This is a genomic window from Devosia algicola (genome assembly GCF_028816455.1).
GTDB classification, from domain to species: Bacteria; Pseudomonadota; Alphaproteobacteria; order Rhizobiales; family Devosiaceae; genus Devosia; species Devosia algicola.
The window spans coordinates 3327107-3353145 of the sequence record NZ_CP118246.1 but is presented as its reverse complement, the minus strand read 5'-3'; the positions used below and the strand labels follow the sequence as shown (position 1 = coordinate 3353145).

The 26039-nt window shown below is 58.7% G+C and carries 25 protein-coding genes, 1 tRNA gene and 2 pseudogenes; 18 read left to right on the top strand and 10 right to left on the bottom strand.

The window, feature by feature from the left end:
- Positions 1–47: 47 nt before the first annotated feature.
- From PSQ19_RS19575 to PSQ19_RS17865, 3 genes are all read left to right on the top strand, one after another.
- Positions 48–419, top strand: a complete 372-nt coding sequence (locus tag PSQ19_RS19575) for a glycosyltransferase (protein WP_328517693.1) — start codon at positions 48–50, stop codon at positions 417–419.
- Between the two features lie 182 nt (positions 420–601).
- Entirely contained in the window at positions 602–1009 is a 408-nt protein-coding gene (locus tag PSQ19_RS19570; protein ID WP_328517692.1) for a hypothetical protein, read from the top strand.
- Between the two features lies 1 nt (position 1010).
- Positions 1011–1400 (top strand): GtrA family protein, encoded by a 390-nt coding sequence (locus PSQ19_RS17865; protein WP_282218852.1) that lies wholly within the window; start codon positions 1011–1013, stop codon positions 1398–1400.
- On the opposite strand, the gene hisG is transcribed toward PSQ19_RS17865, so the two are convergent.
- The 5 genes and pseudogenes from hisG to PSQ19_RS17840 form a co-directional block, all read right to left on the bottom strand.
- Positions 1397–2104 carry an ATP phosphoribosyltransferase gene (hisG, locus tag PSQ19_RS17860; protein WP_282218851.1) on the bottom strand — a complete coding sequence of 236 codons (708 nt, stop codon included), beginning with the start codon at positions 2102–2104 and terminating at the stop codon, positions 1397–1399. The two genes, PSQ19_RS17865 and hisG, sit on opposite strands and share 4 nt — an antisense overlap.
- Positions 2101–3093: an ATP phosphoribosyltransferase regulatory subunit gene (locus tag PSQ19_RS17855; RefSeq protein ID WP_282220740.1), complete on the bottom strand. Its 993-nt coding sequence runs from the start codon at positions 3091–3093 to the stop codon at positions 2101–2103. Before PSQ19_RS17855 ends, hisG begins: the two co-directional genes overlap by 4 nt.
- Before the next feature lie 75 nt (positions 3094–3168).
- Positions 3169–4716, bottom strand: a complete 1548-nt coding sequence (gene hisS / locus PSQ19_RS17850; protein ID WP_282218850.1) for a histidine--tRNA ligase — start codon at positions 4714–4716, stop codon at positions 3169–3171.
- A 156-nt stretch (positions 4717–4872) separates the two neighbouring features.
- Positions 4873–5121 carry a hypothetical protein gene (locus PSQ19_RS17845; protein ID WP_282218849.1) on the bottom strand — a complete coding sequence of 83 codons (249 nt, stop codon included), beginning with the start codon at positions 5119–5121 and terminating at the stop codon, positions 4873–4875.
- A gap of 344 nt (positions 5122–5465) precedes the next feature.
- Positions 5466–6099 (bottom strand): annotated as a pseudogene (locus tag PSQ19_RS17840) (DNA-3-methyladenine glycosylase I).
- A gap of 314 nt (positions 6100–6413) precedes the next feature.
- Here PSQ19_RS17840 and PSQ19_RS17835 point away from each other — a divergent pair.
- From PSQ19_RS17835 to PSQ19_RS17820, 4 genes are all read left to right on the top strand, one after another.
- Positions 6414–7028 (top strand): L,D-transpeptidase, encoded by a 615-nt coding sequence (locus PSQ19_RS17835; RefSeq protein WP_282218848.1) that lies wholly within the window; start codon positions 6414–6416, stop codon positions 7026–7028.
- Positions 7029–7092: 64 nt separating this feature from the next.
- Positions 7093–8580, top strand: coding sequence for a TadE/TadG family type IV pilus assembly protein (locus tag PSQ19_RS17830; protein WP_282218847.1), 1488 nt, complete (start codon positions 7093–7095; stop codon positions 8578–8580).
- A 46-nt stretch (positions 8581–8626) separates the two neighbouring features.
- Positions 8627–8758: a hypothetical protein gene (locus PSQ19_RS17825; protein ID WP_282218846.1), complete on the top strand. Its 132-nt coding sequence runs from the start codon at positions 8627–8629 to the stop codon at positions 8756–8758.
- A gap of 46 nt (positions 8759–8804) precedes the next feature.
- On the top strand, positions 8805–9035 hold the full coding sequence (locus tag PSQ19_RS17820; protein ID WP_282218845.1) for a hypothetical protein: 231 nt from the start codon (positions 8805–8807) through the stop codon (positions 9033–9035).
- On the opposite strand, the gene PSQ19_RS17815 is transcribed toward PSQ19_RS17820, so the two are convergent.
- From PSQ19_RS17815 to PSQ19_RS17805, 3 genes are read right to left on the bottom strand one after another with little or no spacing between them, the layout of a single operon-like run.
- Positions 8951–9811, bottom strand: coding sequence for an SDR family NAD(P)-dependent oxidoreductase (locus PSQ19_RS17815; protein WP_282218844.1), 861 nt, complete (start codon positions 9809–9811; stop codon positions 8951–8953). The genes PSQ19_RS17820 and PSQ19_RS17815 overlap by 85 nt on opposite strands.
- A gap of 4 nt (positions 9812–9815) precedes the next feature.
- Positions 9816–11126, bottom strand: coding sequence for a phosphopyruvate hydratase (eno, locus tag PSQ19_RS17810; RefSeq protein WP_282218843.1), 1311 nt, complete (start codon positions 11124–11126; stop codon positions 9816–9818).
- Positions 11123–12127 (bottom strand): phosphotransferase family protein, encoded by a 1005-nt coding sequence (locus tag PSQ19_RS17805; RefSeq protein ID WP_282218842.1) that lies wholly within the window; start codon positions 12125–12127, stop codon positions 11123–11125. Before PSQ19_RS17805 ends, eno begins: the two co-directional genes overlap by 4 nt.
- Before the next feature lie 87 nt (positions 12128–12214).
- Here PSQ19_RS17805 and PSQ19_RS17800 point away from each other — a divergent pair, with 87 nt between their 5' ends.
- Entirely contained in the window at positions 12215–13240 is a 1026-nt protein-coding gene (locus PSQ19_RS17800) for a LacI family DNA-binding transcriptional regulator (protein WP_282218841.1), read from the top strand.
- 96 nt (positions 13241–13336) lie between these two features.
- Here PSQ19_RS17800 and PSQ19_RS17795 read toward each other — a convergent pair.
- Positions 13337–13413: transfer RNA gene (locus PSQ19_RS17795), tRNA-His, on the bottom strand.
- Between the two features lie 286 nt (positions 13414–13699).
- Between PSQ19_RS17795 and PSQ19_RS17790 the strand changes: the two genes are divergently transcribed.
- The 10 genes from PSQ19_RS17790 (at position 13700) to PSQ19_RS17750 (ending at position 24333) form a co-directional block, all read left to right on the top strand.
- Positions 13700–16369: a sensor histidine kinase gene (locus PSQ19_RS17790; protein WP_282218840.1), complete on the top strand. Its 2670-nt coding sequence runs from the start codon at positions 13700–13702 to the stop codon at positions 16367–16369.
- Positions 16370–16570: 201 nt separating this feature from the next.
- A complete protein-coding gene (locus tag PSQ19_RS17785; protein ID WP_282218839.1) occupies positions 16571–17626 on the top strand; it encodes an extracellular solute-binding protein in 1056 nt (351 codons plus the stop codon).
- Between the two features lie 34 nt (positions 17627–17660).
- Positions 17661–18164 carry an ABC transporter permease family protein gene (locus PSQ19_RS17780; protein ID WP_282218838.1) on the top strand — a complete coding sequence of 168 codons (504 nt, stop codon included), beginning with the start codon at positions 17661–17663 and terminating at the stop codon, positions 18162–18164.
- Positions 18164–19306, top strand: coding sequence for an ABC transporter permease (locus tag PSQ19_RS17775; protein WP_282218837.1), 1143 nt, complete (start codon positions 18164–18166; stop codon positions 19304–19306). Before PSQ19_RS17780 ends, PSQ19_RS17775 begins: the two co-directional genes overlap by 1 nt.
- A 113-nt stretch (positions 19307–19419) precedes the next feature.
- Positions 19420–20451, top strand: coding sequence for an ABC transporter substrate-binding protein (locus PSQ19_RS17770; protein ID WP_328517691.1), 1032 nt, complete (start codon positions 19420–19422; stop codon positions 20449–20451).
- 13 nt (positions 20452–20464) lie between these two features.
- Positions 20465–20902 carry a periplasmic substrate-binding domain-containing protein gene (locus PSQ19_RS19565; RefSeq protein ID WP_328517690.1) on the top strand — a complete coding sequence of 146 codons (438 nt, stop codon included), beginning with the start codon at positions 20465–20467 and terminating at the stop codon, positions 20900–20902.
- A gap of 93 nt (positions 20903–20995) precedes the next feature.
- Positions 20996–21949 (top strand): ABC transporter permease, encoded by a 954-nt coding sequence (locus tag PSQ19_RS17765; protein WP_282218836.1) that lies wholly within the window; start codon positions 20996–20998, stop codon positions 21947–21949.
- The gene (locus PSQ19_RS17760) at positions 21946–22788 is read left to right on the top strand and encodes an ABC transporter permease (RefSeq protein ID WP_282218835.1); all 843 of its coding nucleotides are present in this window, start codon (positions 21946–21948) and stop codon (positions 22786–22788) included. Before PSQ19_RS17765 ends, PSQ19_RS17760 begins: the two co-directional genes overlap by 4 nt.
- Positions 22775–23608 carry an ATP-binding cassette domain-containing protein gene (locus PSQ19_RS17755; protein WP_282218834.1) on the top strand — a complete coding sequence of 278 codons (834 nt, stop codon included), beginning with the start codon at positions 22775–22777 and terminating at the stop codon, positions 23606–23608. Before PSQ19_RS17760 ends, PSQ19_RS17755 begins: the two co-directional genes overlap by 14 nt.
- 68 nt (positions 23609–23676) lie before the next feature.
- On the top strand, positions 23677–24333 hold the full coding sequence (locus PSQ19_RS17750) for an ATP-binding cassette domain-containing protein (RefSeq protein ID WP_407649034.1): 657 nt from the start codon (positions 23677–23679) through the stop codon (positions 24331–24333).
- Between the two features lie 15 nt (positions 24334–24348).
- Here PSQ19_RS17750 and bglA read toward each other — a convergent pair.
- Positions 24349–26005: pseudogene (bglA, locus tag PSQ19_RS17745) on the bottom strand (beta-galactosidase BglA).
- Positions 26006–26039: the final 34 nt, after the last annotated feature.

Here is a 26039-nt window from a genome sequence, read left to right as displayed (position 1 = left end):
TCTTTGAGACTATACCTGTGCCAATTGCGCTGCAAATGGATGGCTCTGTGACTGCACAACTTAAAAACGGCAACCGCGTTGCTGTTATCATTCCATGCTACAATGAAGCATTGGTGGTGGGCGACGTGGTGAAAAGCTTTCAACGCGCGCTGCCCAACGCCCGTATCCACATATTCGACAATAACTCCAGCGATGGCACGGCCGAGAAGGCGCGCGAAGCGGGTGCGGTGGTGCACCATGTTGACCGGCGCGGCAAGGGCAATGTGGTGCGGCGAATGTTCTCCGATGTCGAAGCCGATGTTTATGTGATGGCCGATGGCGACAATACCTATGATGCCGCGCGAAGCGGCGAAATGGTTGATCTTTTGATCGCGCGCGAGCCTGGACATGGTGGTGGGTACCCGCCGACCGGTGGGTGACGGGGCCGAGTACCGCCCTGGCCATGCCTTCGGCAATCGGATGTTGACCGGGATGGTGCGGCATATTTTTGGCGACGGATTTACCGATATGCTGTCCGGTTATCGGGTACTGTCGCGGCGCTTTGTCAAATCGTTTCCCGCGCTATCGAAGGGATTTGAAATCGAAACCGAGTTGACCATCCATGCGCTGGAGCCTGCGAGCGCCCTGCGCGGAAGTAGAAACCGACTATCGCTCGCGGGTCGAAGGCTCGGAGAGCAAGCTGGGCACCGTGCGCGACGGGCTACTAATCCTTAAATCGATTGTACGACTTTACGTGCGCGAGCGGCCGCGCCAACTTTATCTTGCTTTTTCGATTGGTGCGGCTATTGCTGCGCTCCTGATCGCGGCGCCGGTGTTTGTCGAATATTGGGCCACGGGCCTTGTGCCGCGCCTGCCAACGGCGATTTTGTCGGGTCTGACAATGATGGCGGCGCTGGTCTCAGGAGCTGTGGCGGTCATTCTGGATAGCGTCGTGACCGGTCGAGCTGAAGCCAAGCGATTGAGTTATCTGGCCATACCGATCATCATGGCTGAAACCGAAAGTGACTAGTTTGAAACGCGTTTTGCCCTTCGGGCTGGCCGGAATTGCTGGATTTTTCATGGATGCATCGGTGCTGATGGCCATCGTTGATGCCATCGGGCCATTTTGGGCGCGGGTTGTCTCATTTGCCTTCGCGGTTTTGACGACATGGCTGATCAACCGCAATTTTGCCTTTTCCGATTGCGCGGCAGAGGCGGATGGCATGGGGCGGGAATTTGCGCGCTATTTTGCGGCCATGATCCCGGGCAGTCTGGTCAACTGGCTGGTCTATGGGGCCATGATGCTTCAACTGCCCAGCGACGGCGGCTTTCCACTGCTGGCGGTCGCCATGGGCAGCATTGCGGGCATGGCCACCAATCTGGCGATGGCGCAACGGTTTGCCTTTACGGCACGGCGCTAAAGCTTGATGCTGGCATTGAGTTTGGCCAGCAGCCTGTCGCGCTGCGCTTGCCGGTCGGGCGTCCAATTTGCCGTGCGCGATACAATCAGATTGGCCTGGCTTTTCAGCATCACACCGTCTTCCAGAATACGCAGGGCGTTCGCGGTCAGGGTCGAGCCGGTCGAGGTGATATCGACAATGATATCGGCAACGCCAGAGGCTGGCGCGGCCTCGGTGGCGCCCAGGCTTTCGACAATGCGATATTCGGCAATTCCGGCGCGGGCGAAATGCTGACGGGTAATGGTGATGTATTTGGTGGCGACGCGCAGCCAGCGGCCATGACGGGAGCGAAAATCGGACGCGACATCGGCCAGATCATGCATGTGGGTGACGTCGATCCAGGATGAGGGTACGGCCACGACAACATCGGCGGCGCCAAAGCCCAAGGGTTTGGCGAAGTCTACTGATTGGGGACCGGTTTCGGCGGTTTCGTGGATCAGATCAGTGCCGGTGACGCCAAGGTCGATGGTGCCACGAATGAGTTCGCGGGCAATTTCGCCAGCCGGAAAAAACCGCACGGTGACCTCGGGGTGACCGTCGAGCGCACCGAGATAAGAGCGCGGCCCGCCGGGGCGGAAAATCGTCAGACCGTTTTGAGCAAACCAGTCGCGGGTCAATTCCTCAAGGCGGCCTTTTGAGGGAACGGCAAGCGTCAATTCACTCATGGGGCGCACTCCGCTTCGAGCCGGTCAACCCAGATGGCGCAGCCGGAGGCAGCGATGGGCGCGGTGGCGCCAAGGCGTTCGAGCAGGCGATCATATTGCCCACCCGACACCAGCGCTTGACCGCCCCGCCCCAAAACTTCGAATACGACGCCGGTATAATAATCGAGCCGGGGCGAAAAGCTGGCGTCAAAGCTCACCTCGGATGAGTTGCCCAGTTCGTTAAGGTGACGGCGCAGGGCACGCAAGGGGGTGGCGAGATCAAGCCCATGCTGGTGCGCCAATTGTTCGATGCGGGTCAACGCCTGCAGGGCTGGACCGCTAATGGCAAGATAGTCGCGCAGCAGCGCCAGCGTGGCGGCGGGGACATGTTCGGCATCGAGCGCCTGTTGTTCGAGATAGCGGGCAGCGATTTCGTCGGGCGTGCGGCCCTGGGAAAGGCTGATACCAGCATCGACCATCTGCTCGGTGATTTCGGTCAACAGGGCATCATAGCCGGGCTGGGGTGTCCGTTCCAGATTTGGGGCGGCCGCCAGACGGACCAGCAGACGCTCAAGCGCTTCGGTGTGGCCGAAACGGTGGCGAATGCGCGGGCGCCACGGATCAGGCATGTCGAGTTGGACCAGGAGCGTTTCGAACAAGCCAACGCCGCCGAGGCGAATATTGGGCACCGACACCGCGTACAGATCGAGCGCAGCCCGGGCAAAGGTCAGCACCTGATCAAGCGCAACATCGCCATCGGGTTGGGCCAGAAGTTCAAGACCGGCCTGTTCAAATTCGGCCGGACCATCCTGACGCTGGCGAAAGATCGGGCCGAAATAGGCAAAGGCGGCGGGCTGACCAACGCCATTTGAAATGTAATCGGTGACGATGGGCAGGGTATATTCGGGACGCAGGCAATATTCCTGGCCGGTGGTTGCTGTGGTCAGCATCAGGCGACGGCCAAATTCCTCGCCCGCCAGATCAAAATAGGGGTCGGCAGGCAAGAGCAGCGGCGGGTTGGCGCGCGTGGCGGACTGGGCTTCGACCAGAGCCTTCGAGTTGGGCGCGGCGCGCGGCGGGGCTGCTCATTGATAGGCAGCCAGAAGTTCTTTGATTTTGGCGACGATTTCGGTGCGGCCACATTCAAACTGGCCGGGGCGCGTGGCCTTCCATTCGGCATTGTCGGAAATGGCGGCGGCGGCTTGCTTGCCGGCGATCAAGTCCTTGATCTGGACGATATTTTGTTCGCGCTCCTGCGTGCCCTCAATGATAACAGCAGGCGAATTGCGCTTGTCGGCGTAAGCGATCTGCTTGCCAAAATTTTTCGAATTGCCGAGGAACATTTCGGCGCGAATGCCAGCGGAGCGCAGTTCGGAGACCATTTTCTGGTAACCGGCGGTCTGGTCCTTGTCCATGACCAGAACAACAACCGGGCCAAGGGGCTCGGTGGTGGGCACATTGCCGGTTAGTTTTAGGGCATTAAAGAGGCGGGAGACACCGATGGAAAAGCCGGTGGCGGGCACTGGCTCGCGGCGGAAGCGGGACACCAGACCATCATAGCGGCCACCACCGCCGACCGAGCCAAAAACAACCTGCTGGCCTTTTTCGTTGGTGACCGGGAAGGTCAGTTCGATTTCAAAGACCGGGCCGGTGTAATATTCAAGGCCACGGACGACGGACGGGTCGATTTTGATTTTGTCGGGTCCATAGCCGGCGGCGTCGAATAGGGTCTGCATCGCTTCGAGTTCGACAATACCCTGGGTGGCTGGAGCGCTCTGTCCAAAGTTTTCTCGCATGGCCTCGAAAAACGTCAGGTCTTCATCCAGTCCCCCAGGGCTCTGAGCCGATTGCGAGGATTTGCCGTCAGACCCAGCGGTGAACGCAAACCAGCGGCCGAATTCGATGAATCGCCCGAGTTCACCGATCTGTTCGTCACCAAGTCCAGCGCCCTTGGTAAAATCACCGCTCTCGTCCTTGCGGCCCGCACCCAATAGCAGTTTGACGCCTTCGGGACCGAACTTGTCCAGCTTGTCGATGGCACGCAGCACCGTCAGCTTTTGCTCCTCAGACGTCACGCCTGCGGCGTCCAGCACGCCATCCAACACCTTGCGGTTGTTGACGCGGACGACGTATTTGCCCTGCAAGCCGAGGGCGTCCATGACGTCGGCCATCATCATGCACATTTCGGCGTCGGCCTCGGGGTCGCTTGCCCCAACGGTGTCGGCGTCAAATTGCATGAACTGGCGGAAGCGGCCGGGGCCCGGGCGTTCGTTGCGGAAGACATAGCCTTGCCGATAAGAGCGATAAGGCTTTGGCAGGGTTTCAAAATTTTCGGCGAAGTGACGGGCGAGCGGCGCTGTCAGATCATAGCGCAGGCTCATCCATTGTTCGTCATCGTCCTGAAGGGAAAACACCCCGGCGTTGGGACGGTCGGTATCGGGCAGGAATTTGCCCAGCGCTTCGGTATATTCGAACAGAGGCGTTTCGACCGGATCAAAACCATAGCGCTCATAGACCTTTCTGATCTTGTCGATCATTGTGCCGACCGCGGCGATTTCGCCGGGGGTGCGATCTTCAAAGCCGCGCGGCAGGCGGGGCGCGATAAGCTTGGGCTTTTGGGGCTTGTTGGTCATGCAGATAAATCCAAGCGGAATGAGGTCGAATGGCAATCGTTGCGGCGTTCCTAGCGGATCGCTGGCGGAGTGACAACCACGCGAAGGCTGGCGGGCGCCGAAAGCTCTCCCCGCCCCTGTTCGGGGCGAGGAAGCGTCGATTACGGGCAGGCCCTTTCAGGTGTAGCGGTCAAAATCCACTGTGGTGAAGTGGATCTGGCTCCCGTGCCGGTTTTCGGTCGGCGGCGGCAGGCCTACGTCGTCATAAAGGTGGCGCGGCAGGTCCGGCGGTAGGCGCGGACGGCGCCACCAGGCGCGCAACGCTGCGGCCAGAACCGGCAGCAAGCCGAGCCGCATGACTTCGTCGGCGATCAGGTTTTGGGGGCGCAGCGGCGTGCTGGCCTGTTCAGGGCTGTAATAGCTCATTTGTGCTCCGGGCGCGCGCAAACGCGGCCGGCCTCTCTAATGGTGACGGTGATGAGCCGGAATCAGGGACGCAATTGCCCGAGGTGTCGGCACATCGGTTGGGGTTGGTGGGTATGTCCTTGACTGCGAAGCAGTCGGAAATGCAGGGCGGCAGTTTTAGCTTCGGTGTGCCGAATGCATTTGATGCCCGAAATGGGTGGCGGTTATGCAATGTGTCATTAAGCGCCTCCTTCGGGCTAGAGTGGACGTTTGAAGCGATAGGCTCACGGCTTTGTGTTCGCCAAGCCCGGATGTGGCAGGTTGACGCAGTCGGGCGTAATTGTTGCTCAATAGTCACACAATTATCAGGTCGGGCGGACCAGTTGCTGGCGTTGCCACTCGATTTCGGGTCGGCAGAAGCAACCATCGATATGATCATTGACCAATCCCATCGCCTGCATGAAAGCGTAGCAGGTGGTGGGGCCGACGAATTTGAAGCCACGCTTGCGCAAATCCTTAGAGAGCGCACGGGAGGCCTCGGTGTGGGGCATGGCCAGCACATCGGCGTGGTTTAGTGTTGTGGGGCGAGCGTCCAGTTTGGGCTCGAACGACCAGAAGTAGGCGGCGAGCGAGCCGAACTCGGCTTGCACTTCAAGGGCGTGGGCAGCGTTGTTGATGGCGGCGAGGATTTTGCCACGATGACGAATAATCCCCGGATCGCTTAAGAGCCGATCAACATCGTCATCGGTCATGGCCGCGACCTGCGGAATATCGAATTCATGAAACACCTGCCGAAAGCGCTCGCGCTTCCGCAGGATCGTGATCCAGGACAGGCCGGCCTGAAAGCCCTCGAGGCAGATTTTTTCAAACAGGCGTGTGTCGTCAGTGACCGGTCGCCCCCATTCGACATCGTGATAGTGCTGATAGAGCCTGATCAGCACCCGGCCAAACGCAGCGGGACTTGCCGTCGTCGGGTGGGCTGGCATTTGTATCGGTCATGAAAAGCCTTCGGATTGGTCGGTTCTAACGCGTTGGCGGCGCTGCTGGGCTGGCGTCGGGCAGGATGCCTGATCGAACAATCGGGTCGCAAATCAAGGCATTGAGAGCCTGATGATAACGCCTATCGGGTTGCTATTGCCACACAGAATTCGAGCGTGCGGAACGCGCTTAACAGCGCTTTTACCATTTTGGCGAGCGATGGCTTAACCATGCCGGTTCACGCCTAATTGGCGATTATCTTGCCATCATATGGTCAGCATTATTTTGGGTCCGCAAATCGACATGGACCGGAGAAATCAACGGTGGGGGCGGTGATGGTTCGCGGAATTGGTCTGGGCAGGGGTATTGTTGCCCTGGCGCTGGGTGTTGTGCTGAGCCTCAGTCCAGCTGCGGCGCGTGGTCTGCGATTTGTACCGCCACCCGGCATGACGATTACCAATGGCACGCCGACCAACGGGCTGATGCTCAAGGCCGATTATCATATTGCGCCACAGTTTCTGCGTCAGATCGTGCGCTATCAGACACGCGAGCATAGCGGCACGATCGTCGTCGATACGCGGGCGCATTTTCTCTATTTCGTGCTCGGCGGTGGCCGGGCCCTGCGCTATGGCATCGGGGTCGCCAAGGCGGGATTTGAGTGGGGTGGCACCCATCAGATCACACGCAAGGCAGAATGGCCCGGCTGGACACCGCCGCCTGAAATGCTGCAACGGCGACCCGATCTGCCCCGGCATATGGAGGGTGGTCCGGACAATCCGCTAGGCGCACGCGCGCTCTATATCGGTTCAACACTATATCGCATTCACGGCACTACAGAACCATGGAGCATTGGCCTTGATGTTTCTTCGGGCTGTATTCGCATGACTAACATGGATGTGATCGACTTATACAAGCGTGTAAAACTTAACTCCAAAGTGGTTGTTCTTTGATAACGAATTTGGCGCATTATTTTGCGGCCTGCGTGACGCAGACCGACAGGGACATGTATGCCAAATGACTGCACTGTTTAACCTCATCAACAGGTTCCGTTCCGATGAACGGGGTGTATTTGCCGTTATCTTCGGCTTGTCTGCTGTCGTTTTGATTGCGCTTTCAGGTGCGGTGGTCGATTTCGTATCGATGGAGCAAACGCGCAACCGGGCGCAGGTGGCACTGGATGCTGCGACTCTGGCGCTGCAAAAACAGATATTTGTCGCGCCGCTCGACGAAAACGGCATCAGGGCGAAAGCCCAGGCGCTGATGCTGGACCGGATCAATGATGCAAACGTCACCGCCACGGTGGACGGCATAACGGTCAATATTGCGGATGGTTCGCTGACGCTCACCGCCGAAATGAGCATGCCGACGCTCTTCGTTCGATTGGTCGGGGTCGACACGATGCGGGCGCGCATCCTTTCCGAGGCAACTCGCAAAAAGGTGAAGCTGGAAGTCGCCATGGTGCTCGACAATTCCGGCTCGATGGGCAGCTCAAGCCGCCTGACCTATCTCAAACAGGCCGCCAACTGCGCCACCAACATCATTTTCTACGACAACAATGTCGATAACACATCATCATGTAGCCCGGTCACGGGCGCGACCAAATCAACCCAAGTCAAAATTGGCGTGGTGCCCTTTACTTCAACGGTCAATGTGGGCACAGCCAACAGTTCGGCGAGTTGGATCGACTCGGCAGGCATTTCTCCCATTGCCAATGATAATTTTGACAATGACGACAATGAAAACACGCCCTTTACCGGCAATGTCGATCGGCTTGCGCTTTACAGTTCAATCACCAATGAAAGCTGGAAAGGCTGCGTGGAAACCCGCCCGCACATTGCCACCGGCGGAGCGACTGGGTTTCTCGATACCGATGATACACCGGCAACAACGAGCTTGCCCGCCTCAATGTTCGTGCCCTATTTTGCACCCGACATCTCGGAGTCCACAAGCGGATTGGGCGGCGCTAACAATTATACCCAGGATTCGCCGCCGTCATGCGACCGGCCTTCGGCGGGCGGCGCCAGTTGCACCAAGATCGAGGTTTATGACCGATGCAACTCAAGCCACAGCAACAATAATTGCAGGGTGGACAGCTCAAGCTACATCTTCACGGGGCCGCAGAATACCACCGCAGGCGGAAAATATGTCGGTTCCTACCCGCCATCCTGCGATTGCCGTTCGTGGGGACCAAGTGTGTGGGCTTATGTATCGGGTAGCGGCAGCAGACGTACCTTCACCAAGACCCAGGTGTGTCTCAACGGTTACATACCAACGGGCCTGAGCGCTCGTGAATATCAGGAGCGGATATGTAAATATGATGGCGCCATCAGCTATTCGAGTGGCAGCATGGGACCAAATTCCTATTGTAGCACGGCCCCGATTCTGCCGCTGACGGACAGTCCGAGACTCGGTACATTCATCGATCAACGCCATGGTGGCCTTTGGGGCAACCAATATCCACGAAGGCACGGCATGGGGGTTCCGCGCGCTGTCGCCGGGTGAACCGTTTACCCAGGGCGCGGCCTACGCGGAGGCTGTTTCCAAAGTCATGATCGTGATGACCGACGGCGAGAACACCCATTACAAGTCGGGCGACCTGAACGGATCGTCGATCTATATGTCCTATGGCTATCCATACAACTCCAACAATAGCGACAGGCTCCTACGGCAGCGATATTGATCGCCTGGGTGCCATCAATTGGTCCGATGGCCAGCTGGAAACCGAAATGAACACGCGAACCTCGCAGACCTGCGCCAATGCCAAGGCCGCGGGGATCAATGTCTATGTCATCGGGCTGGCGACCGACAATACCAGCAACCCAACGGCCGTCCGGGCGATGCTGACTGGTTGCGCCAGCGATCCGGGACAGGCCTATTTCCCCAGCGCTCCATCAGAACTCAACAGCGTGTTCAGGACCATCGCCCAGCAATTGGCGGCCCTGCGGCTGGCCCAGTAGCGCCAGACAATTTCGGGGTAGTGCGACCTAGTAGGTGGCGCGCCCCCCGACAGGTCAAAGACCGCGCCGGTGGTAAAGGAATTATCTGCCGATGCCATCCACAGGATCATGTTGGCGATTTCCTCGACGGTAACGAAACGACCGCGAGGAATTTTGGACAGCATATAGTCGATAAATTCCTGGCTGACCTGATCCAGAATACGGGTTTTGGCGGTCGCCGGAGTGACGCAATTGACCGCGATGTCGTGCCCTGCCAACTCCTTGCCCAACGACTTGGTCAGTGCAATGACCCCGGCCTTGGAGGCCGAATAGGCGGACGCATTGGGGTTGCCCTCCTTGCCGGCAATGGAGGCAACATTGACGATACGCCCGTAATTGCGTGCGGTCATGGCAGGGGTAACAACCTTGCAGCAGTGAAAGGTACCATCCAGATTGACCGCCTGCACCTTGCGCCAGTCGTTCGTGGGATATTCGGCCAAGCTATGTGTTGGTCCGGCAATACCGGCGCTATTGATCAAAATGTCGACGCCACCAAGGGCGGCTTCGGTTTGGGAAAATGCCGACTCAACGCTCGACAGGTCGCTGACATCGACCTGTATCGCTTCATAACTGGCACGATCCATGGCGCTGATCTTGGCCTCTAACGCAGAAACATCCATGTCCCAAATCGCGACCCTGGCACCCGAGTCAACGAGGCGCGCACACACTTCGGCGCCGATGCCGTTTGCGCCGCCGGTCACGACGGCACGCCGACCCTTGAAATCATAGCTATTCATGGTGTTATCCTTGTTTCTTGTTGGCCCACCAAGTGCGGGCAAGTGGTGCCCCGGCAACAAAGGCATTGGCGGGCAGTGCGTCGGCGATCCGCAGACATTCGTTCCATTTGGCCATGCGCTCGCCGCGGGTAAAAGAGCCAACCTTGAGTTGGCCTGCACCCAAGCCTACCGCCAAATGGCTGATTGAAACATCCTCGGTTTCGCCGGAGCGCGCCGAAACGATCGTGCCATAATTACTAGATTGGGCGGCGCGGAAACAGTCAATACTTTCCGAAACCGTGCCGGCCTGATTGACCTTGATCAGAACAGCATTGCACGCCCCTGCCCCGGCGGCCTGTTTAACAAGGCCGGCGTTGGTAACCAAATAATCATCGCCAATGATCTGGACGCGATCCCCATAGGCGGCGGTAAAGGCTGCGACGCCTTCGGGATCGTCTTCGGCCAATGGATCTTCGATAGAGGCGATGGGATAGGTGTCGAGCCAGCGGCCCAAGAGAGCGATCATTTGATCGCTGTCAAGTTCGCGATCTTCCAGGGCAAGGCGATATCGACCCTTGCTACCAAATTCTGAAGCGGCGATATCGAGCGAGATTATGACCCGGTCCCCGGGGGTTTCGCCGGCCATTTCGATGGCCTTGACCAACGTTTCCAGGGCCTCTTCATTACTGGCAAAAACCGGCCACCAGCCACCTTCGTCGGCGACACCGGCGAGCGTTCCCTTGGCCTGCATGATCTTGCCGGCGGCATGATAGATTTCGGCGGTGGTCTCCATCACCTCGTCAAAGTCTTTTGCGCCGGGCACCATCACCATGAAATCCTGCACGTCGACGCGACGACCGGCATGGGCGCCGCCGCCAAATATCTGGATCTCGGGCAGTGGCAGGCTGGGCGTCCGTCCCGAAATTTGCGCAATATAAGCCCAGAGGGGGACTGAATTTGCGGCAGCGGCAGCGTGTAGCACTGCCAGCGAGGTCGCGACCATGGCATTGCCACCAAGCTCGGATTTCAACCTGGTGCCATCAATATCCACAAGGGCGGCGTCAACGCCGAACTGATCACTGGCATCCATGCCGCGTAGGAGCGGCGCGATGCGGGTAGTGACATTGTTTACGGCGGCAGAAACGTTCATGCCCTTAAGGGCTGTACCACCGTCACGAAGGTCCACCGCCTCTCGGGTACCGCGCGATGCTCCAGCTGGCGCGATGGCGCGCCCCACCGCGCCATTGGCCAGAGTTACTTCGACCTCGACAGTTGGATTGCCGCGACTGTCCCAAACTCGGCGGGCGCTGGTTTGGATAATGGAAAAATCAGTCATTGGGACAGTCCTGTTGCGATGGCGGCAAAGAGTTGCTCCAGCGTGGGCAGCGGCTCGGCGATCAGCGGCACCGCCAGCGTCCGAACGGCGTCGCGCCCTGGCGTCGACAGATATTCGACTGGGGATTTGCCGTCGACGCGCGCCAACATCAGCGCGGGCAAGAGAGCGGCAACGCGTGCATCCAGATCGGCTGGCTGCTCCCACGAAATGCGCGTGGCATAGGTCTGCCAGAATTGGGCAGCGGCAGCCAGCATGGACTGGCGCGAGGCTGGAAGATGGACAGATTTGAGCACCAGATGATTAAGACAGAAAGCCACATCAAAGGCCGGGTCACCCATGGTGGCGCATTCGGCATCGAGAATAATCGGCTTGCCATGTCGCAAAAGGATATTTTTGGGACTGACGTCACCATGGACCAACCCTTTTTGGCTAGCGTAAAGACCATCGGCCAGGCCAATCAGCCTATCGGCAATATCGGGATGACGGGTGGCGGTAAAACGCAAATAGGGATCGAGACGCAAGGCATTGAAGTCGTCGGCGTTTTGAAAGGCTGAACGATCGAAATCCGGCGCGGTGGATGCGGCGTGAATGGTTGCCAGAACAGTAGCGACCGCAACCGCTTCGTCGCGGAACGGCGCCTCGGCCAGCAAGGCTGCTTTCCATAAATAGACGTCATCGCCGTCAATAAACTCCATGGCAAACCCATTGTCGCGGTCAGACCAGCCGAACAGTTTTGGCGTTGCCTCGGGTGTTGTAGCTGCTGCGAATTGCAGCCAGGCATATTCGGCACGGCCGCGATGCACCGGGGCATACCAATCCTCGGCGACATTGAGTTTTGCCAAGGCAAATTTTACGCAAACCTGTTTGTCCGCGAAGCTGACAACGCCGATATCGGATGCAACGCCACCAGTTAGCCGTCGCACGCCCGCTATGGCTTGCGGATTGCAGAGGCCGAGCGACACCACAAGGTCGCGACAATCCTGTTCGAAGGTTGAACTCACCTTGACTTCCTCCAGTTCGGACTTGATGTTCACGTGAACAATTAGTAACTCAGGGGTATGACTGTCAAGCCGCGCAGCAACAGCGGCATGAGTTTGGCACGCATACAGGATTATAGATTGGTAATTTCGATCAAATCCATCGCCCGTGATTTGGGGATTTCGCATATGACTGTGTCGCGGGCACTGTCAGGGCACCCCAATGTCAATGCCGAGACACGGCGGCGCATCGTGGCCCGAGCGGCCGCACTGGGCTATGTAAAAAGTTCGGCGGCAAGCGTTATGCGCGGGGCACCGACAGCAATCGTGGGCCTGTTGCTGCCCAATATCGTCAATGAATTTTATGCGCGCTTTGCTAATGCGCTGGCGGTCTTGTGCGCCGATTTGGGGTTCGATCTGGTCATTAATCTGACCAATGACAGCGCCGCCCGGCAGGCTGATGCCATAAGACGGCTGCGGGCGCTGCAAGCCCGGACAGCAATCATGGTGCCGGCACCGGGCCAACTGGCGGGCGATCGCGCGTTGCACGAGGGCATGCGGATCATCCATCTCATTCGCGCCAGCGACAGCGGCCAGACCGATACACTGCTGTTTGACGAGAGGACAGCCATTATGTCGGCAGTCGTGCACTTGCTCGACAATGGACACAGGCGGATCGGCTATATCGGCGGGAGTGACAATCTCTCGTCGGGTCGTGAGCGCCTGTCGGCGTTCACGGCGGCGCTTGCCTCGCGCGGCCTTCGTCCGGACGGCGAACTGATCCGAACCGGCGACCCATTGTTTGAGACGGGTAGTCGCTGCATTGCCGAACTTATCGCGGAGACCAAGATCGAGGCGGTTGTATGCGGGGGCTTTGAAATTTCGCGCGGTGCGCTGGAGGCGTGTCTCAATACCGGCGTCAAATTTCCCGACGATCTGGGGTTTATCGGTTTTGGCGATCTTGGTGCCTATCGATGGATTGGCGGCGGCATTACCGCGATCGACCTGCCGGCCGACGCGTTGGCCGAGCGGGCGGTCGCAATGCTGAACGATGACCAGTGGCAAAATGAACCGCAAGAGGCGCTGCCGTGCCGTCTTCTCATTCGGGGGTCGACCCGGATGAGAATGCCGCATTAAGTGCGACGGCACGCGGCAAGGCCAATGCGGACGGTCACGCAGGGACAATTGATGACCCACCGGGGCTTTAACGGATGTTCGCGCCTGGATTTTAGATGGTACCACCTCTCGGGATCGAACCGAGGACCTCTAGATCCACAATCTAGCGCTCTAACCAACTGAGCTAAGGCGGCAATAGCCTGTGCGGGGCGCAAAGCACCCGAAAGCGCGCGGAACATAGGTCGAGATTGGCGCGATGACAAGACCCGATTTTCACACAATTTGAATGCCGGGATTTGTTGCTGGTGACGGTTCGTAAGGCTTTGACGTTTTAACCATGCTTGCGGTTTGTGCCGCCGGATTCGGCCTGTTTCTATGGACCGGTCGGCATGTGCACTATATTGAAGAAAGCTTAAGGTTTCCGCCAATTTGTCCCAAAGTGGGACGGGCGCAGACCGCTGGACCGGACAGAACCTGTTAATGAACGCCGACTGGATGACATCGCCGACCGGACGCCGCGTTTTGCAGCATAGTAGCGATGCGCGCCCCGCCTGGCTTTGGTCCCATGATGGGCAGGAGCTGTTGTGGTCCAATGCGGCGGCACGCTATTTTCTGGCCAAGAACAAGAAGCATGGCATCAAGCTGGCCGCACCCGCCATACCGATAAAGGGCCAGGTCGCGCGCATCGTCCGGCTGGGCTCCGTCGGTCGCTCGAGTCTGTCACGGGTTCAATTTTTGGCCGGAGACAAGCCTGCGTCCCATACGTGCGCCTGCACGCCGCTCAAATGGAACGACGAGCAGACCGCGGTATTGATTGTCGGCGTTGACCCGATTGCACAATTGTTTCTGGACGATCTTGCGGCACAAGGTGACGCTGGGCCCGAGAGCGCCACTGAGGCGCTGCCCTCTCAATCCGGAACCGACAATAGTGATCACACGCCGGTCGAGGACAGTACGCCATTGCCAACGCGCGGCGGTTTGGGGGCGCTTGTGGATCGGCTGGCAGCGCGCGACAGGGTCTCGAGCCCGCCAATTAACGATGAGAACGTGACTGCGCCGGAGACTATCGAGGAAACGCAGGCCAAAACGCCGACATTGTTTCGGGTTACGGGCCGTGGATTGCGGGTGCCAGTGAAAGCGTCGAGCGCTGCGCTCGGACCAAACGCGGACCAAAGGGCACTTGCCCGGCTGGACAATGAGGGCGGGGTGTTGCCCGAAATCGTCGAGGCAACAGCACCAGAATTTGCCGAGCAGGCTGACAAAGTCCGCGCGGACGCCGCCGCACCCGTCGACGCGCGCCAGAAGGACCCTAAAGCCGATCCGGTGGCGCTGGCACGGCTCGACAATGAGGGCGGGCTATTGCCCGAAATTGCTGAAGCTGAAGCTGAAGCGTCCGAATTTGCTGACCAGGCCGCAGACCTCGAGGCCGCTGATCTGGATAGCCAATATCCAAATGAAGAAACCGATGCGGAGCGGGATCTTGAAGACCTTGTTCGCCTCGATGGTACAGACGAGGCGCCTCCCGAACAAGAAGACGACGCTGTCGCGGCCGCAACGCCGTCGGCTGACGCCGATGGCGACGTGTCGGACGCTGTTGACCGCGTATCGCGTTATAATTTCGATGAATTGTCGCGCATTCTCAATGACCGCGTCGGCGAGACGGCGCCGTCGACCGCGCAGATACCCGCACCAAGCAGTGCTGATATAACACCGGCGACGACAGGTACCGGGGCGCTGATCAATCTGGGCGGCGAAACGCTGGTGCTCAATCGGCTGCCGCTGGGCATATTGGTGTTTCGCGATCAGCAGGTGCTGTTTGCTAATCGGGCCATCACCGATATGACCGGCTATGGCTCGGTCGAAAGCTTGCGCGCGGCAGGGCTGGCCGCGATCTTTCCAGCGGCGGGACCTGACGGACAGAGCGCGGGACCGGTCAACCATCTGGTGCAGCGGGATGGCTCCTTGGTACCGGTTACGGCACGGTTGCAATCCATATCCTGGCAGGGGCGACCGGCGCTGATGCTGTCTGCCAGCGCCACCGAGGTCAGAACTGGCCACGAGGCGGCTGTACGCGCCTTCGCCGAAGCGTTTGCCGAAGCACGCAGCGACGGTTATTTCGAGACCAATCGCGCCGGCACCGTATCGAGCGTCAATGCCAAGGCCAGTGCGCTTTTTGGCAAGTCGGCAGAGGATCTGGTGGGGCGGACTCTGATCAGCCTGATGGCACCAGGCGAAATCGCTGAGTTCCAGGCATTTCTGGAGCGTCCGGCCCGCTTTGCGGAAACAGCGCGACCCTGCGTGGCAATCGGCGGCGAGACGCCGGGGGTTGACCTGTTGGTTTTTGCGCAGGGTCAGGCGGGCGTTGTCAGCGGCTATTTCGGATTTGTGCATCGCAGCGACGAGCAACGCGCCCTGCCCGCACCGGCAACAAGCGGCGAACCCGAACCGGCGCTTTTATCGCGGATCAGCCGTGGCGTCCGGCGGCCACTCAACACGATTATCGGCTTTTCCGATCTGATCCGCTCCGAAGTTTTTGGCGCGCTGCAGAACGACCGATATGAAGACTATGCCGCCGACATCCGGGTCGCGGGCCTTGAAATCGCAGCGCTGGTTGATGAGTTAGACGATTATGTGCGCCTCAAGGATGGGCGGTATTTGCCTCAGCGCGCCAGTATCGATTTGTTGGCGTTGCTGGAAAGCTGCGTGCAACGGGTACGCCAGCAGGCGGGCGCTGCCCGGGTTATCGTGCGCAGCGCCATTTCGGAAAAATTGCCACGCATTACTGCTGATCGTGCCTCGCTGGCTCAGGCGGTGCTCAACCTTTTGGCCAGCGCCATCGACCAGACGCCACTCGGCGGCGCGGTCGTGATATCGGCAAAGATCGAAGACGATGGCGCGGTAGCCATACATGTGCGCGACAGTTCGAGCGCCTCAGCGGACATGAGCGAGCGGTTCGTGGTGTTCCGCGATGGCGTCGGCCGCGACGGCGAGGCGCTGGCGCCGGTGCGATCCAGCGTTGGGCTAGCGCTGACCCGGTCCTTGTTAGCGGTCAATGCCTTTTCGCTCAAGGTGGACCCCGCTGGCGCGCAAGGCATGTTGTTTTCGTTGCTCATCCCAGCCGATCTGGTGGATTATCCAGCCCAACTCTGATTGGGGCGGTTTGCCGCAGGCAGAAAAGGCGACAAACACAATCAGCTAAACAACTGATACTACTTTGAATTAGTCTAGGTTCTTCGAACCATTCTAATCTGTAACACATTGTTTTTGCTTAATTTATTGACATTCTACCCCTCCTGACGCACAACCTCGTTCAAAGCCGGAGTTCGGCACGATTGAGACGCGGAGACTGAAATGCATAAGAACTTGGGCATGGCAATTATGGTGACGAGTGCCATGGTGGCTGCCACGCTGTGCTCACCGGCCCTGGCGCAGAATGGCGAGGTCAACATCTACAGTTTTCGCCAGCAAAGCCTGCTGCAGCCGCTGCTCGACAAGTTTACCGCCGAAACCGGTATCAAACCCAATGTACTCTATGCCAGCGACGGGCTGTTGGAACGGGTACGAGCCGAGGGCGAGCTGTCGCCCGCGGACGTGGTGGTGACAGTCGACATCGGCAATCTGGTTGGTGCCAAGGAAATGGGCATTACCCAGCCGATCGCCGCACCAGCGCTGACTGAAAAGATACCGGCGGCTTATCGCGATGTTGACGGCGACTGGACAGCCCTATCGCTGCGGGCACGCGTATTTTATGTATCCAAGGATCGTGTGGATGCCACCGCGCTAACCTATGACGACATTGCAAAGCCCGAATGGAAGGGGCGCCTGTGCACGCGCCCGGGCGAGCACGCCTACAATATCGGATTGATCGCGCAGCGTATTGCCGCCATCGGACTGGATGCAACGCGCGAGTGGTTGACCAAGGTGCGTGATAATCTTGCCTATCCACCCAATGGGGCCGACCGTGAGCAGGTCAAGAACATTCTCGATGGCACCTGCGACCTGGCGATTGCCAACACCTATTACATGGGCGTGATGCTCAACAACACCGCCGAACCGGAGCAGAAGACCTGGGCCAACTCGGCGCGGATCATTTATCCCGATGTCGATAGCGATGGCACGCAGGTCAATGTTGCAGGGGCGTTCATCGCCAAATATTCACCGAATGTTGACAATGCCAATAAGCTGATCGAGTTCCTGCTGTCCGATGAGGCGCAGGCAATTTACGCCGACACCAATTATGAATATCCCGTGGTACCAGGGGTGGAACCAGCGCCATTGGTCAAGTCCTGGGGGACGCTCAATCCATCGCCGATATCGCTGGTGGAAATAGCATCGCACCGGGCCGAGGCAGCATCATTGGTGGATGAGCCTAAAGTTCAACCAAGGGGCGCAGAACTAGCGTCGTGAAGACGGGATCACGACAATAACGGCACTAATTGGCATGGCAAAATCGAAGGCAACCGGCAGGGGATTTTCCCTGCCGGTTGCGCCGCTATTGCTGCTTGGACTGATGGGCCTACCCATATTGTGGCTGTTGTATGGGGCGGCCGGCGCGACATTGAGCGGCCGCAACGGGTTGGCCGCAACCATGTTGCCGCTGGCACTGAGCGAAACCGTTACGCTGATGGTGGGGGTGGGGATTGTAACCGGAATCACGGGCCTGATCGCTGCGTGGCTGGTGACGCACTACGAGTTCCCGTTGCGGCGGCTATTTGACTGGGCGCTGATCCTGCCGCTGGCAGTGCCCACCTATCTGGCTGCCTATACTTATGTGGAGATTTTCGGCTTTGTCGGACCGGTGCAACAATTGGTGCGCATGATAACAGGTGCCAGTTCGCTCAAGGACTATTGGTTTCCCGATATCCGCAGCAATTGGGGCGCGGTGATCGTATTGTCGGCGGTACTGTATCCCTATGTTTACGCGGCGTGCCGGGCATTTTTCTGATGCAGTCGGGCTCGCTCAACATTGCCGCGCGGACGCTGGGCGCCAGCGGCTGGCGTACCTTCATGAGTGTCACCCTGCCGCTGTCGCGTCCACCGATCGTGGTGGGCATGACGCTGGCAATGATGGAGGTGGTCAACGACCTGGGTGCCGTGCAGTATTTCGGGGTCAATTCGATCACAGCCATCATCTATTCAACCTGGATCAATCGCTCCGATTTTGGTGGGGCGGCGCAATTGGCGGTGACGGTGGTACTGGTGATCGGACTGTTGATTGTGGCCGAGCAACATGCGCGACGACATCGCGTCTATCTGGCCAATCGCGACAGTCGGGTGCCGCCGGTGCGGACGCGGCTGCGCGGGGGGCGGGCTCTGGTGGCACTCCTTTATTGCAGCGTGTTGCTGGGCTTAGGTTTTGTTCTGCCGGTGGGTGACCTACTCTATCTGGCGCTTCGGCGGCTGACACCAGACAGCTTTGTTCTGACCTTTACGGCGCTGGTACCAACAGTAACACTGGCCTTTTTTGGCGCCCTGGTCACGGTAGTGATCGGTTTTTTTGCAGCGCGACAGACCAGTGGGCGGGCGAGCGGGGCGTCCAAGGGCGCCATTAGGTTAGCGACGCTGGGCTATGCGATACCCGGCACCGTGTTGGCGCTAGGACTATTGCAACCGCTGGGCCAGGCAGATTTGTGGTTCAACCGGCTGACAATGGCGCTGGCGGGTTGGCGACCGGGACTGATCCTTTCGGGCTCAATGGCCGCTTTGGTCTATGTTTACGCGATCCGGTTTCTGGCGGTCAGCCATTCAACGCTGGATGCAGCAATGCGCAAGCGCGGCAATTCCATGCTTGACGCGGGGCGTGTACTGGGCGCGCGCGGTTTGGGACTGCTGCTTCGGGTCGATCTGCCCACCCTGACACCGGCAATCCTGACTGCGGCGACACTGGTGTTTGTCGAGATCGTCAAGGAGTTGCCTGCAACGCTATTGTTGCGCCCGTTGGGTGTCGATACGCTGGCGACAGTGGTCTACTCCAGTGCCAGCGTCAGTCTTTTTGCCGAAGCGGCGATGCCCGCGTTATTTATTGTTCTGGCGGGGTTGATCCCGGTTATTCTTGCTACCCAGATCGGCAATCGTAGGAAAGTATAACCCGCATACCTGCTGCCATGTTAGTAAGGGTGTCGTATAGATTGGATTGGGAGTCGACGCCACATGCGTCGACATATTTTTGGTGGCAAGGCCGCTGAAATTGGAGACGATTTATGGGCAAGACGAAGCAAGCCGCAGGGCTCGCCATGGCGTTGGTGCTGAGTGTAGCAGGTGCGGCGCTGGCAGCACCGAGCGAAATTCGCATCGGTGTGGCGCTCGAACCGCCAGTGCTTGATCCAACGGCTGGTGCCGCTGAAGCCATCGATATCGTGGTCTACCAGAACGTGTTCGAGGGCCTTACCCAGATTGACCAGAATGGCACGGTGCAGCCCGATCTTGCCTCGTCCTGGACGATTTCGCCAGATGGGCTGACCTATACGTTTACATTGCAGCCCGACGTGACATTTCATGACGGCACCAGTTTTGACGCCGATGACGTCAAATACAGCTTTGACCGTATCAAGGCGCCCGACAGCCTGAATGCACACAAGGAGTTTTTCGCCGATATCGAGGCGGTCACGGTCGTCGACCCGCTGACGGTGGAGATCACCCTGAGTAAGCCCAGTGGGCAGTTTCTGTTCGATATCGGGCGCGGCGACGCCGTGATCGTGGCGCCTGAAAGCGCCGCCAATAATGCGACCGACCCGATTGGCACCGGCCCGTTCAGCTTTGTGCGCTGGGACAAGGGCAGCCGAGTGGTGCTCGAACGCTATGAACCCTATTGGGGCAAGCGTGCGCAATTGAGCGAGGCGAGCTATGTATTTATCAGCGATACAGCAGCAATGACCAATGCGCTGCTGGCCGGTGATATCGATGGGACCAACAATTTTGCCGCTGAAGCGCTCGATGTGTTCAAGGGCGATCCGCGATTCAAAATTTTGGTGGGTACCACCGAGGGCGAAACGCTTTTGTCGACCAATAATAAAAAAGCGCCATTCGACAATCTCAAGGTTCGCCAGGCCATGGCCCATGCCATCGACCGCAAGGCGTTGATCGACGGGGTGACCTATGGTTATGGGGTGCCGATCGGTAGCCATTTCGCCCCGCATAACCCCTACTATGTCGATCTGACCAACACTTATCCGTACGATCCCGAGCCTATCGAAGGCGCTACTGGCCGAGGCCGGCTATCCAGACGGATTTAGTGCAACGCTGAAATTGCCGCCTGTCGCCTATGCGCGGACCGGCGGGCAAATCATTGCCAGCCAGTTTGCGGCGATCGGGATAAAGCTCGAACTGATCAACGTGGAATGGGCGCAATGGCTCGAGGATGTCTATGCCAACCACGATTTTGACCTGACCATTGTCAGCCATGTCGAACCGTTCGACATTGGAAATTATGCCAATCCCGATTATTACTTTGGTTATGACAACCCGAAATTTCAGGCGCTGATGGAAACCTTGAATGGTACGACCGACGATGCCAAACGCAAGGTTCTGGCTATCGAGGCCCAGACCATTCTGGCGCAGGATGCGGTCAATGGCTATTTGTTCGAGTTACCGCAGATCGGCGTATGGAATGCCAAGATCGAGGGGCAATGGCAGAATGCACCAATCGAAGGCGTCGTCCTCAAAGACGTGCATTGGGTGGACTGAGATAGCCGGATATAGGTTTAGGCCAACCGTTTCAGCTGTGGCGGCGCGTGCTGCGGGCGGCAAGGCCAGTGCGACCAAATGTCGGCGTCGCGGATGATTATATTTGTCCTGCGGCGCCTTGCCGGGTTCGCCGTGACACTGCTGGTGGCGGCGGTTGTCGTGTTCTTTCTGCTCGACCTTTTGCCGGGTGATCCGGCCCAGTTCATTCTGGGCATCAATGCCAATCCAGAAAGCCTGAGCCAATTGCGGGCACAGATGGGCCTCGATGCGCCTGCCTGGCAGCGACTGTTCATCTGGATATGGGACATGCTGCATGGTGATTTTGGCCAGTCCTATACGCAAAATGCACCCGTGGCCGAACTGATCGGTGAACGCCTTTGGGTCACCCTACCGCTTTCAATATTGGCGATGATCATTGCGACGGCCGTTGGTTTGCCCCTCGGCATTCTGGCAGCGCGGCGGCGTGGAAAATTTCTCGATACCGGCATTATGGTGCTGGCCCAAACCGGCATAGCGATCCCCAATTTCTGGTTCGGCATGTTGCTGGTCTTATTGTTTGCGGTCACCTTGCGCTGGTTACCACCGGGTGGATTTATTTCCTGGGGCGAGGATCCGGTGGCGGCGGCGCGGGCGCTAGTGCTGCCAAGCCTGGCGCTGGCACTGCCACAAGCCTCAATTCTGGCGCGCGTGATGCGCACTGCACTGGTGGACGTGCAGGGACAGGATTTCATTCGCACGGCGCGCGCCAAGGGCATGACCATGGGTGAGGCGGTGTGGCGCCACGGCGTGCGCAATGCATTGCTGCCGGTACTGACCTTGTTGGGCCTGCAATTTGCGTTTCTGGTAGCCGGTACGATCATCGTCGAAAATGTATTTTACCTGCCGGGCCTGGGACGATTGATATTTACAGCGATTTCGCAGCGTGACCTGATTTTGGTGCGCGGGGCAACGATTGTGCTGATATTGGCGGTGACGGCGACGATGCTGGCGATTGACCTGCTCTATGCACTGGTTGACCCACGCCTGCTTAGTGGAGCACGGCAATGAGGCGGGCGTTTCGACACCCCAGCCTGATACTTGGCCTTGCGGCCTCTGGCCTGTTCGCGCTGCTGGCACTGGTGTCCCTGGTATGGACCCCCTACCCGATTGCCGAGATTGATATTGGCCGACGCTTTTTGGCACCGAGCCTGGCGCATTGGTTGGGCACGGACAATCTGGGGCGTGACCTGGCCTCGCTTGTCATGGCGGGCACCTTGACCAGTTTTGTCGTCGCCGCGCTGGCGGTAACCATTGGTGCCGGACTTGGCGTCCCGCTGGGACTGGCCGCAGCGGCATGGGGTGGGGCTGTGGAGTGGGCGGTGCTACGCCTGTCCGACTTTGTCTTTGCCTTTCCCGCCGTCATCGTTGCTATTTTAATTACGACATTGTTCGGGCCGAGCGCCGTCAATGCGATCCTGGCGATTGGCATTTTCAATATCCCGGTATTTGCGCGGGTGGCACGCGGTGGTGCCCTGAGCATCAAGACACTGGATTTCGTGGCGGCGGCTCGGCTGGCGGGACTCGGCAACTGGGCCATCGCCTTTCGACACCTGCTGCCAAATATCGCCAGCCTGATCATCGTACAGGGCACCATCCAGCTATCACTGGGCATTTTGGCCGAAGCCGGACTGTCCTATATCGGGCTGGGCACGCAACCGCCAGCAACGAGCCTGGGACTAATCCTGCGCGATGCACAAAGCCTGTTCCTTTTGCACCCGTCCTTGAGCCTGGTGCCGGGGCTGGCCATCGTGATCATTGTGGTGGCGCTCAATCTGGCCGGGGACGGATTGCGTGATGTGATTGACCCGCGGCTCAAGCATCAAGGGGGGACTGGTGTCACTCCTTAGCGTCGAAAACCTTGCCGTGCATTTTGGCACCCATGCCGCCGTTGCCGACATCAGCCTGTCGCTGGAGCGGGGCGAGAGATTTGGCATTATCGGGGAAAGTGGATCGGGCAAGACGTTGACCGCGCTGGCTATAACCGGGCTGTTGCCCGAGGGTGCGATCATGGCCGGCAGCATCTGCATTGACGACCAGCCAGTGCCAACCAATGAGCGCGCCATGGCACGCCTGCGTGGCAAGCGCATCGGCATGGTATTTCAGGAGCCGATGACGGCACTCAACCCGCTGATGCCGATTGGCGACCAGATTGGCGAAGCCATTCGATTGGGGGACACCGGCGGGGTCGAGCACATCGAGTTGCCGATGCTGCTCAAGGAAGTGGGGCTGGAAAATCGCCATGGCCAGCGCTACGCCCACCAATTGTCGGGCGGACAGCGGCAAAGAGCAATGATCGCGATGGCACTGGCCAGCCAGCCCGATATTCTGATTGCCGATGAACCCACCTCGGCGCTTGACCTGATCACCCAACGTCTGGTGCTCGATCTGATCAGTGAATTGTGCACGCGACGGCAAATGGCTTTGCTGTTCATCAGTCACGACCTCAAATCAGTGGGGGCGCTGTGTTCACGGGTTGCGGTGGTGCATAATGGTCGGTTCGTGGAAGTGGGTGGCACCGGCAAGGTGTTTGGCGCCCCGCAACAGGACTATACGCGCCGATTGGTGGCCGCCGCTGAATTCAAGATGAAACCGGTCACACGACCGCCAATTGGGGAGACCTTGCTCGAGGTGCGCGGCCTGACCCGCGACTACCGCCAGGGGGGCTGATATTTGGACGCAAAAAACCGCTCCGCGCAGTCGATGACGTCAGTTTTGCCATCGGGCAAGCTGAGTCCGTGGCGCTGGTGGGTCCGTCCGGGTGTGGCAAGAGCACGCTGGCGCGGATGATTGTGGGACTGGACAATGCCAGCAAGGGCGACATGGTGCTGGCCGGGCGGGCCTATAATGGCGCGAATCTGCCCAATGCGTTGCGGCGCGACGTTTCACTGGTGTTCCAGGACCCGTTCGGTAGTTTTGATCCGCATCTGACTATCGAACAATCGCTGGGCGAACCGTTGCGATTGGAAAAGCTGGTAAGCCCGGCTCAGCGCAGTGCCCGATTGCATCAAGCGGTGGATGCGGTCGGGCTTGACCCACAAATGTTGCAACGGCATCCGCATGAATTTTCTGGTGGGCAGCGCCAGCGGTTGGCCATTGCGCGCGCGCTGGTCACGCGGCCACGGCTGGTTGTTCTCGATGAGCCTGTGTCCGCCCTGGACATGTCCGTTCGAGCCGATGTGTTGGCGCTGCTGGCACAGTTGCAGGCAGATTTTGGACTCACCTACCTGATCATCAGCCATGATCTTGACATGGTGCGCGCAATTGCCGACCGCGTCCTGGTAATGGAGGCTGGACAAATTGTGGAGATTGGCGAGCCGAACCAATTATTCGCGTCGCCCCTTCACGAGTTGACCCGCAAGCTGGTCGAAGCGCGGTTGCCTGATCTTGTCTAAGCAAAAGGCATGACCTCAGCCGATCCGGCCAACATAGCATTGTAGTGGCGCCAGAGCGATCTGGCCGTTGATCGGTTCGGCGGTGACGCCGGGGGCCTCAACGCTGGACAGGGTCATATTGGCCGGTATGGCAAAGCTGGCCTGTGTCGCCTCCATGTTGAAGATGCAGAGCAAGGTTTCATCGCCGTGCTGGCGGGTGAAGGCCAAAATTGTTTCGGGCGCGTCAAGAAGGGCGATAGTGCCTTTGGCCAAGGCCGGGTGTGCCTTTCGGAAGGCCAGATTGGCGCGATAAAAGGCAAGAACGCTGTCATTAACCAATTCCTGCTGATCCACGGCGCGGGTCATATGGTCGGCGGGCACCGGCAACCAGGAACGCGTGGCGGTCGAAAAGCCGGCGAGGTGGGCATGGGCCTGCCATACCATAGGGGTTCGGGCGCCATCGCGGCCCTTGAATTCTGGCCAGAACTCGATGCCGTAGGGATCAACCAAATCTTCAAATGCCAATTGAGCCTCAGTCAGTCCAAGGCTCTTCGCCCTGATAAAGACAGACCGAACCGCGCATTGTCAGCAATAGGGTGGCGGCGAGGCGGGTGAAGGCGGCCTCCTGACCGTGGACTGCCCAACGGCTGACATGACGCACCACGTCGTGATTGGAAAAGGCCAGACAAATCCAGCCGTTGGGTGCCTTGGTTTCCGTGGACGCGATGGAGGCACGAAAGTGCTCGGCGGAAAACTCGCCACCGAGATAATCGAATGTATAGGCCATGTGCAGGTGATCATCGCCCGACGTGTATTGCGCCATGATCTCCAGTTGGTGTTGGCTATCGCCGATCTCGCCGACGGTTGTGGTGCCCGGATATTGGTCCATCAGCGCGCGGACACGTTCAAGGAACTTCAAATTTTCCGGACGTGATTTGTCGTAAATATGCTCCTGGAAATTATAGGGGTTCACCGCCGGCGCGGTTGAGGCATTGAAGTCTTCGGGTTTGACGACGGGATTGTTTTCAAGCCCCTCGGAGCAAAAATAAAAATTGACCGTATCGAGCCGGAAGCCATCGACCCCTCGCTCCAGCCAAAAGCGCATTTCGCCCAGCACAGCCTCCTGAACGTCCGGATTGTGGAAGTTCAGATCGGGCTGTGAGACCAGAAAATTGTGCATGTAATATTGCATGCGGCGGCTGTCCCAGGCCCAGGCGGAACCACCAAATATCGACAGCCAATTGTTGGGTGGCGTGCCGTCGGGCTTTGGGTCGGCCCACATATACCAGTCTGCCCGCGCATTGGTGCGGGACTGGCGACTTTCGGCAAACCAAGCATGTTTATCCGAGGAATGGGAAATCACCTGATCAATAATAACCTTCAAGCCGAGGCTGTGGGCCTTGTGCACGAGGTGGTCGAAATCCTCAAGCGTGCCGAAGCTGGGGTCGATATCTCGATAATTGGATACGTCGTAGCCAAAATCCTTCATCGGCGAGGTAAAGACCGGTGACAGCCAAATGGCATCGACACCAAGATCAGCAACATATTCCAGACGACCGGTAATACCGGCCAGATCACCGATGCCATCGCCATTTTGATCCTGAAACGAGCGCGGATATATCTGATAGATCACCGCGCCACGCCACCAATCCGCATCAAGTTCGGGCTTTGGGGCGGTGCGCTCTTCGGTCATATTGGTCAATGCGGTCATGGACAGGCTCCGAGGA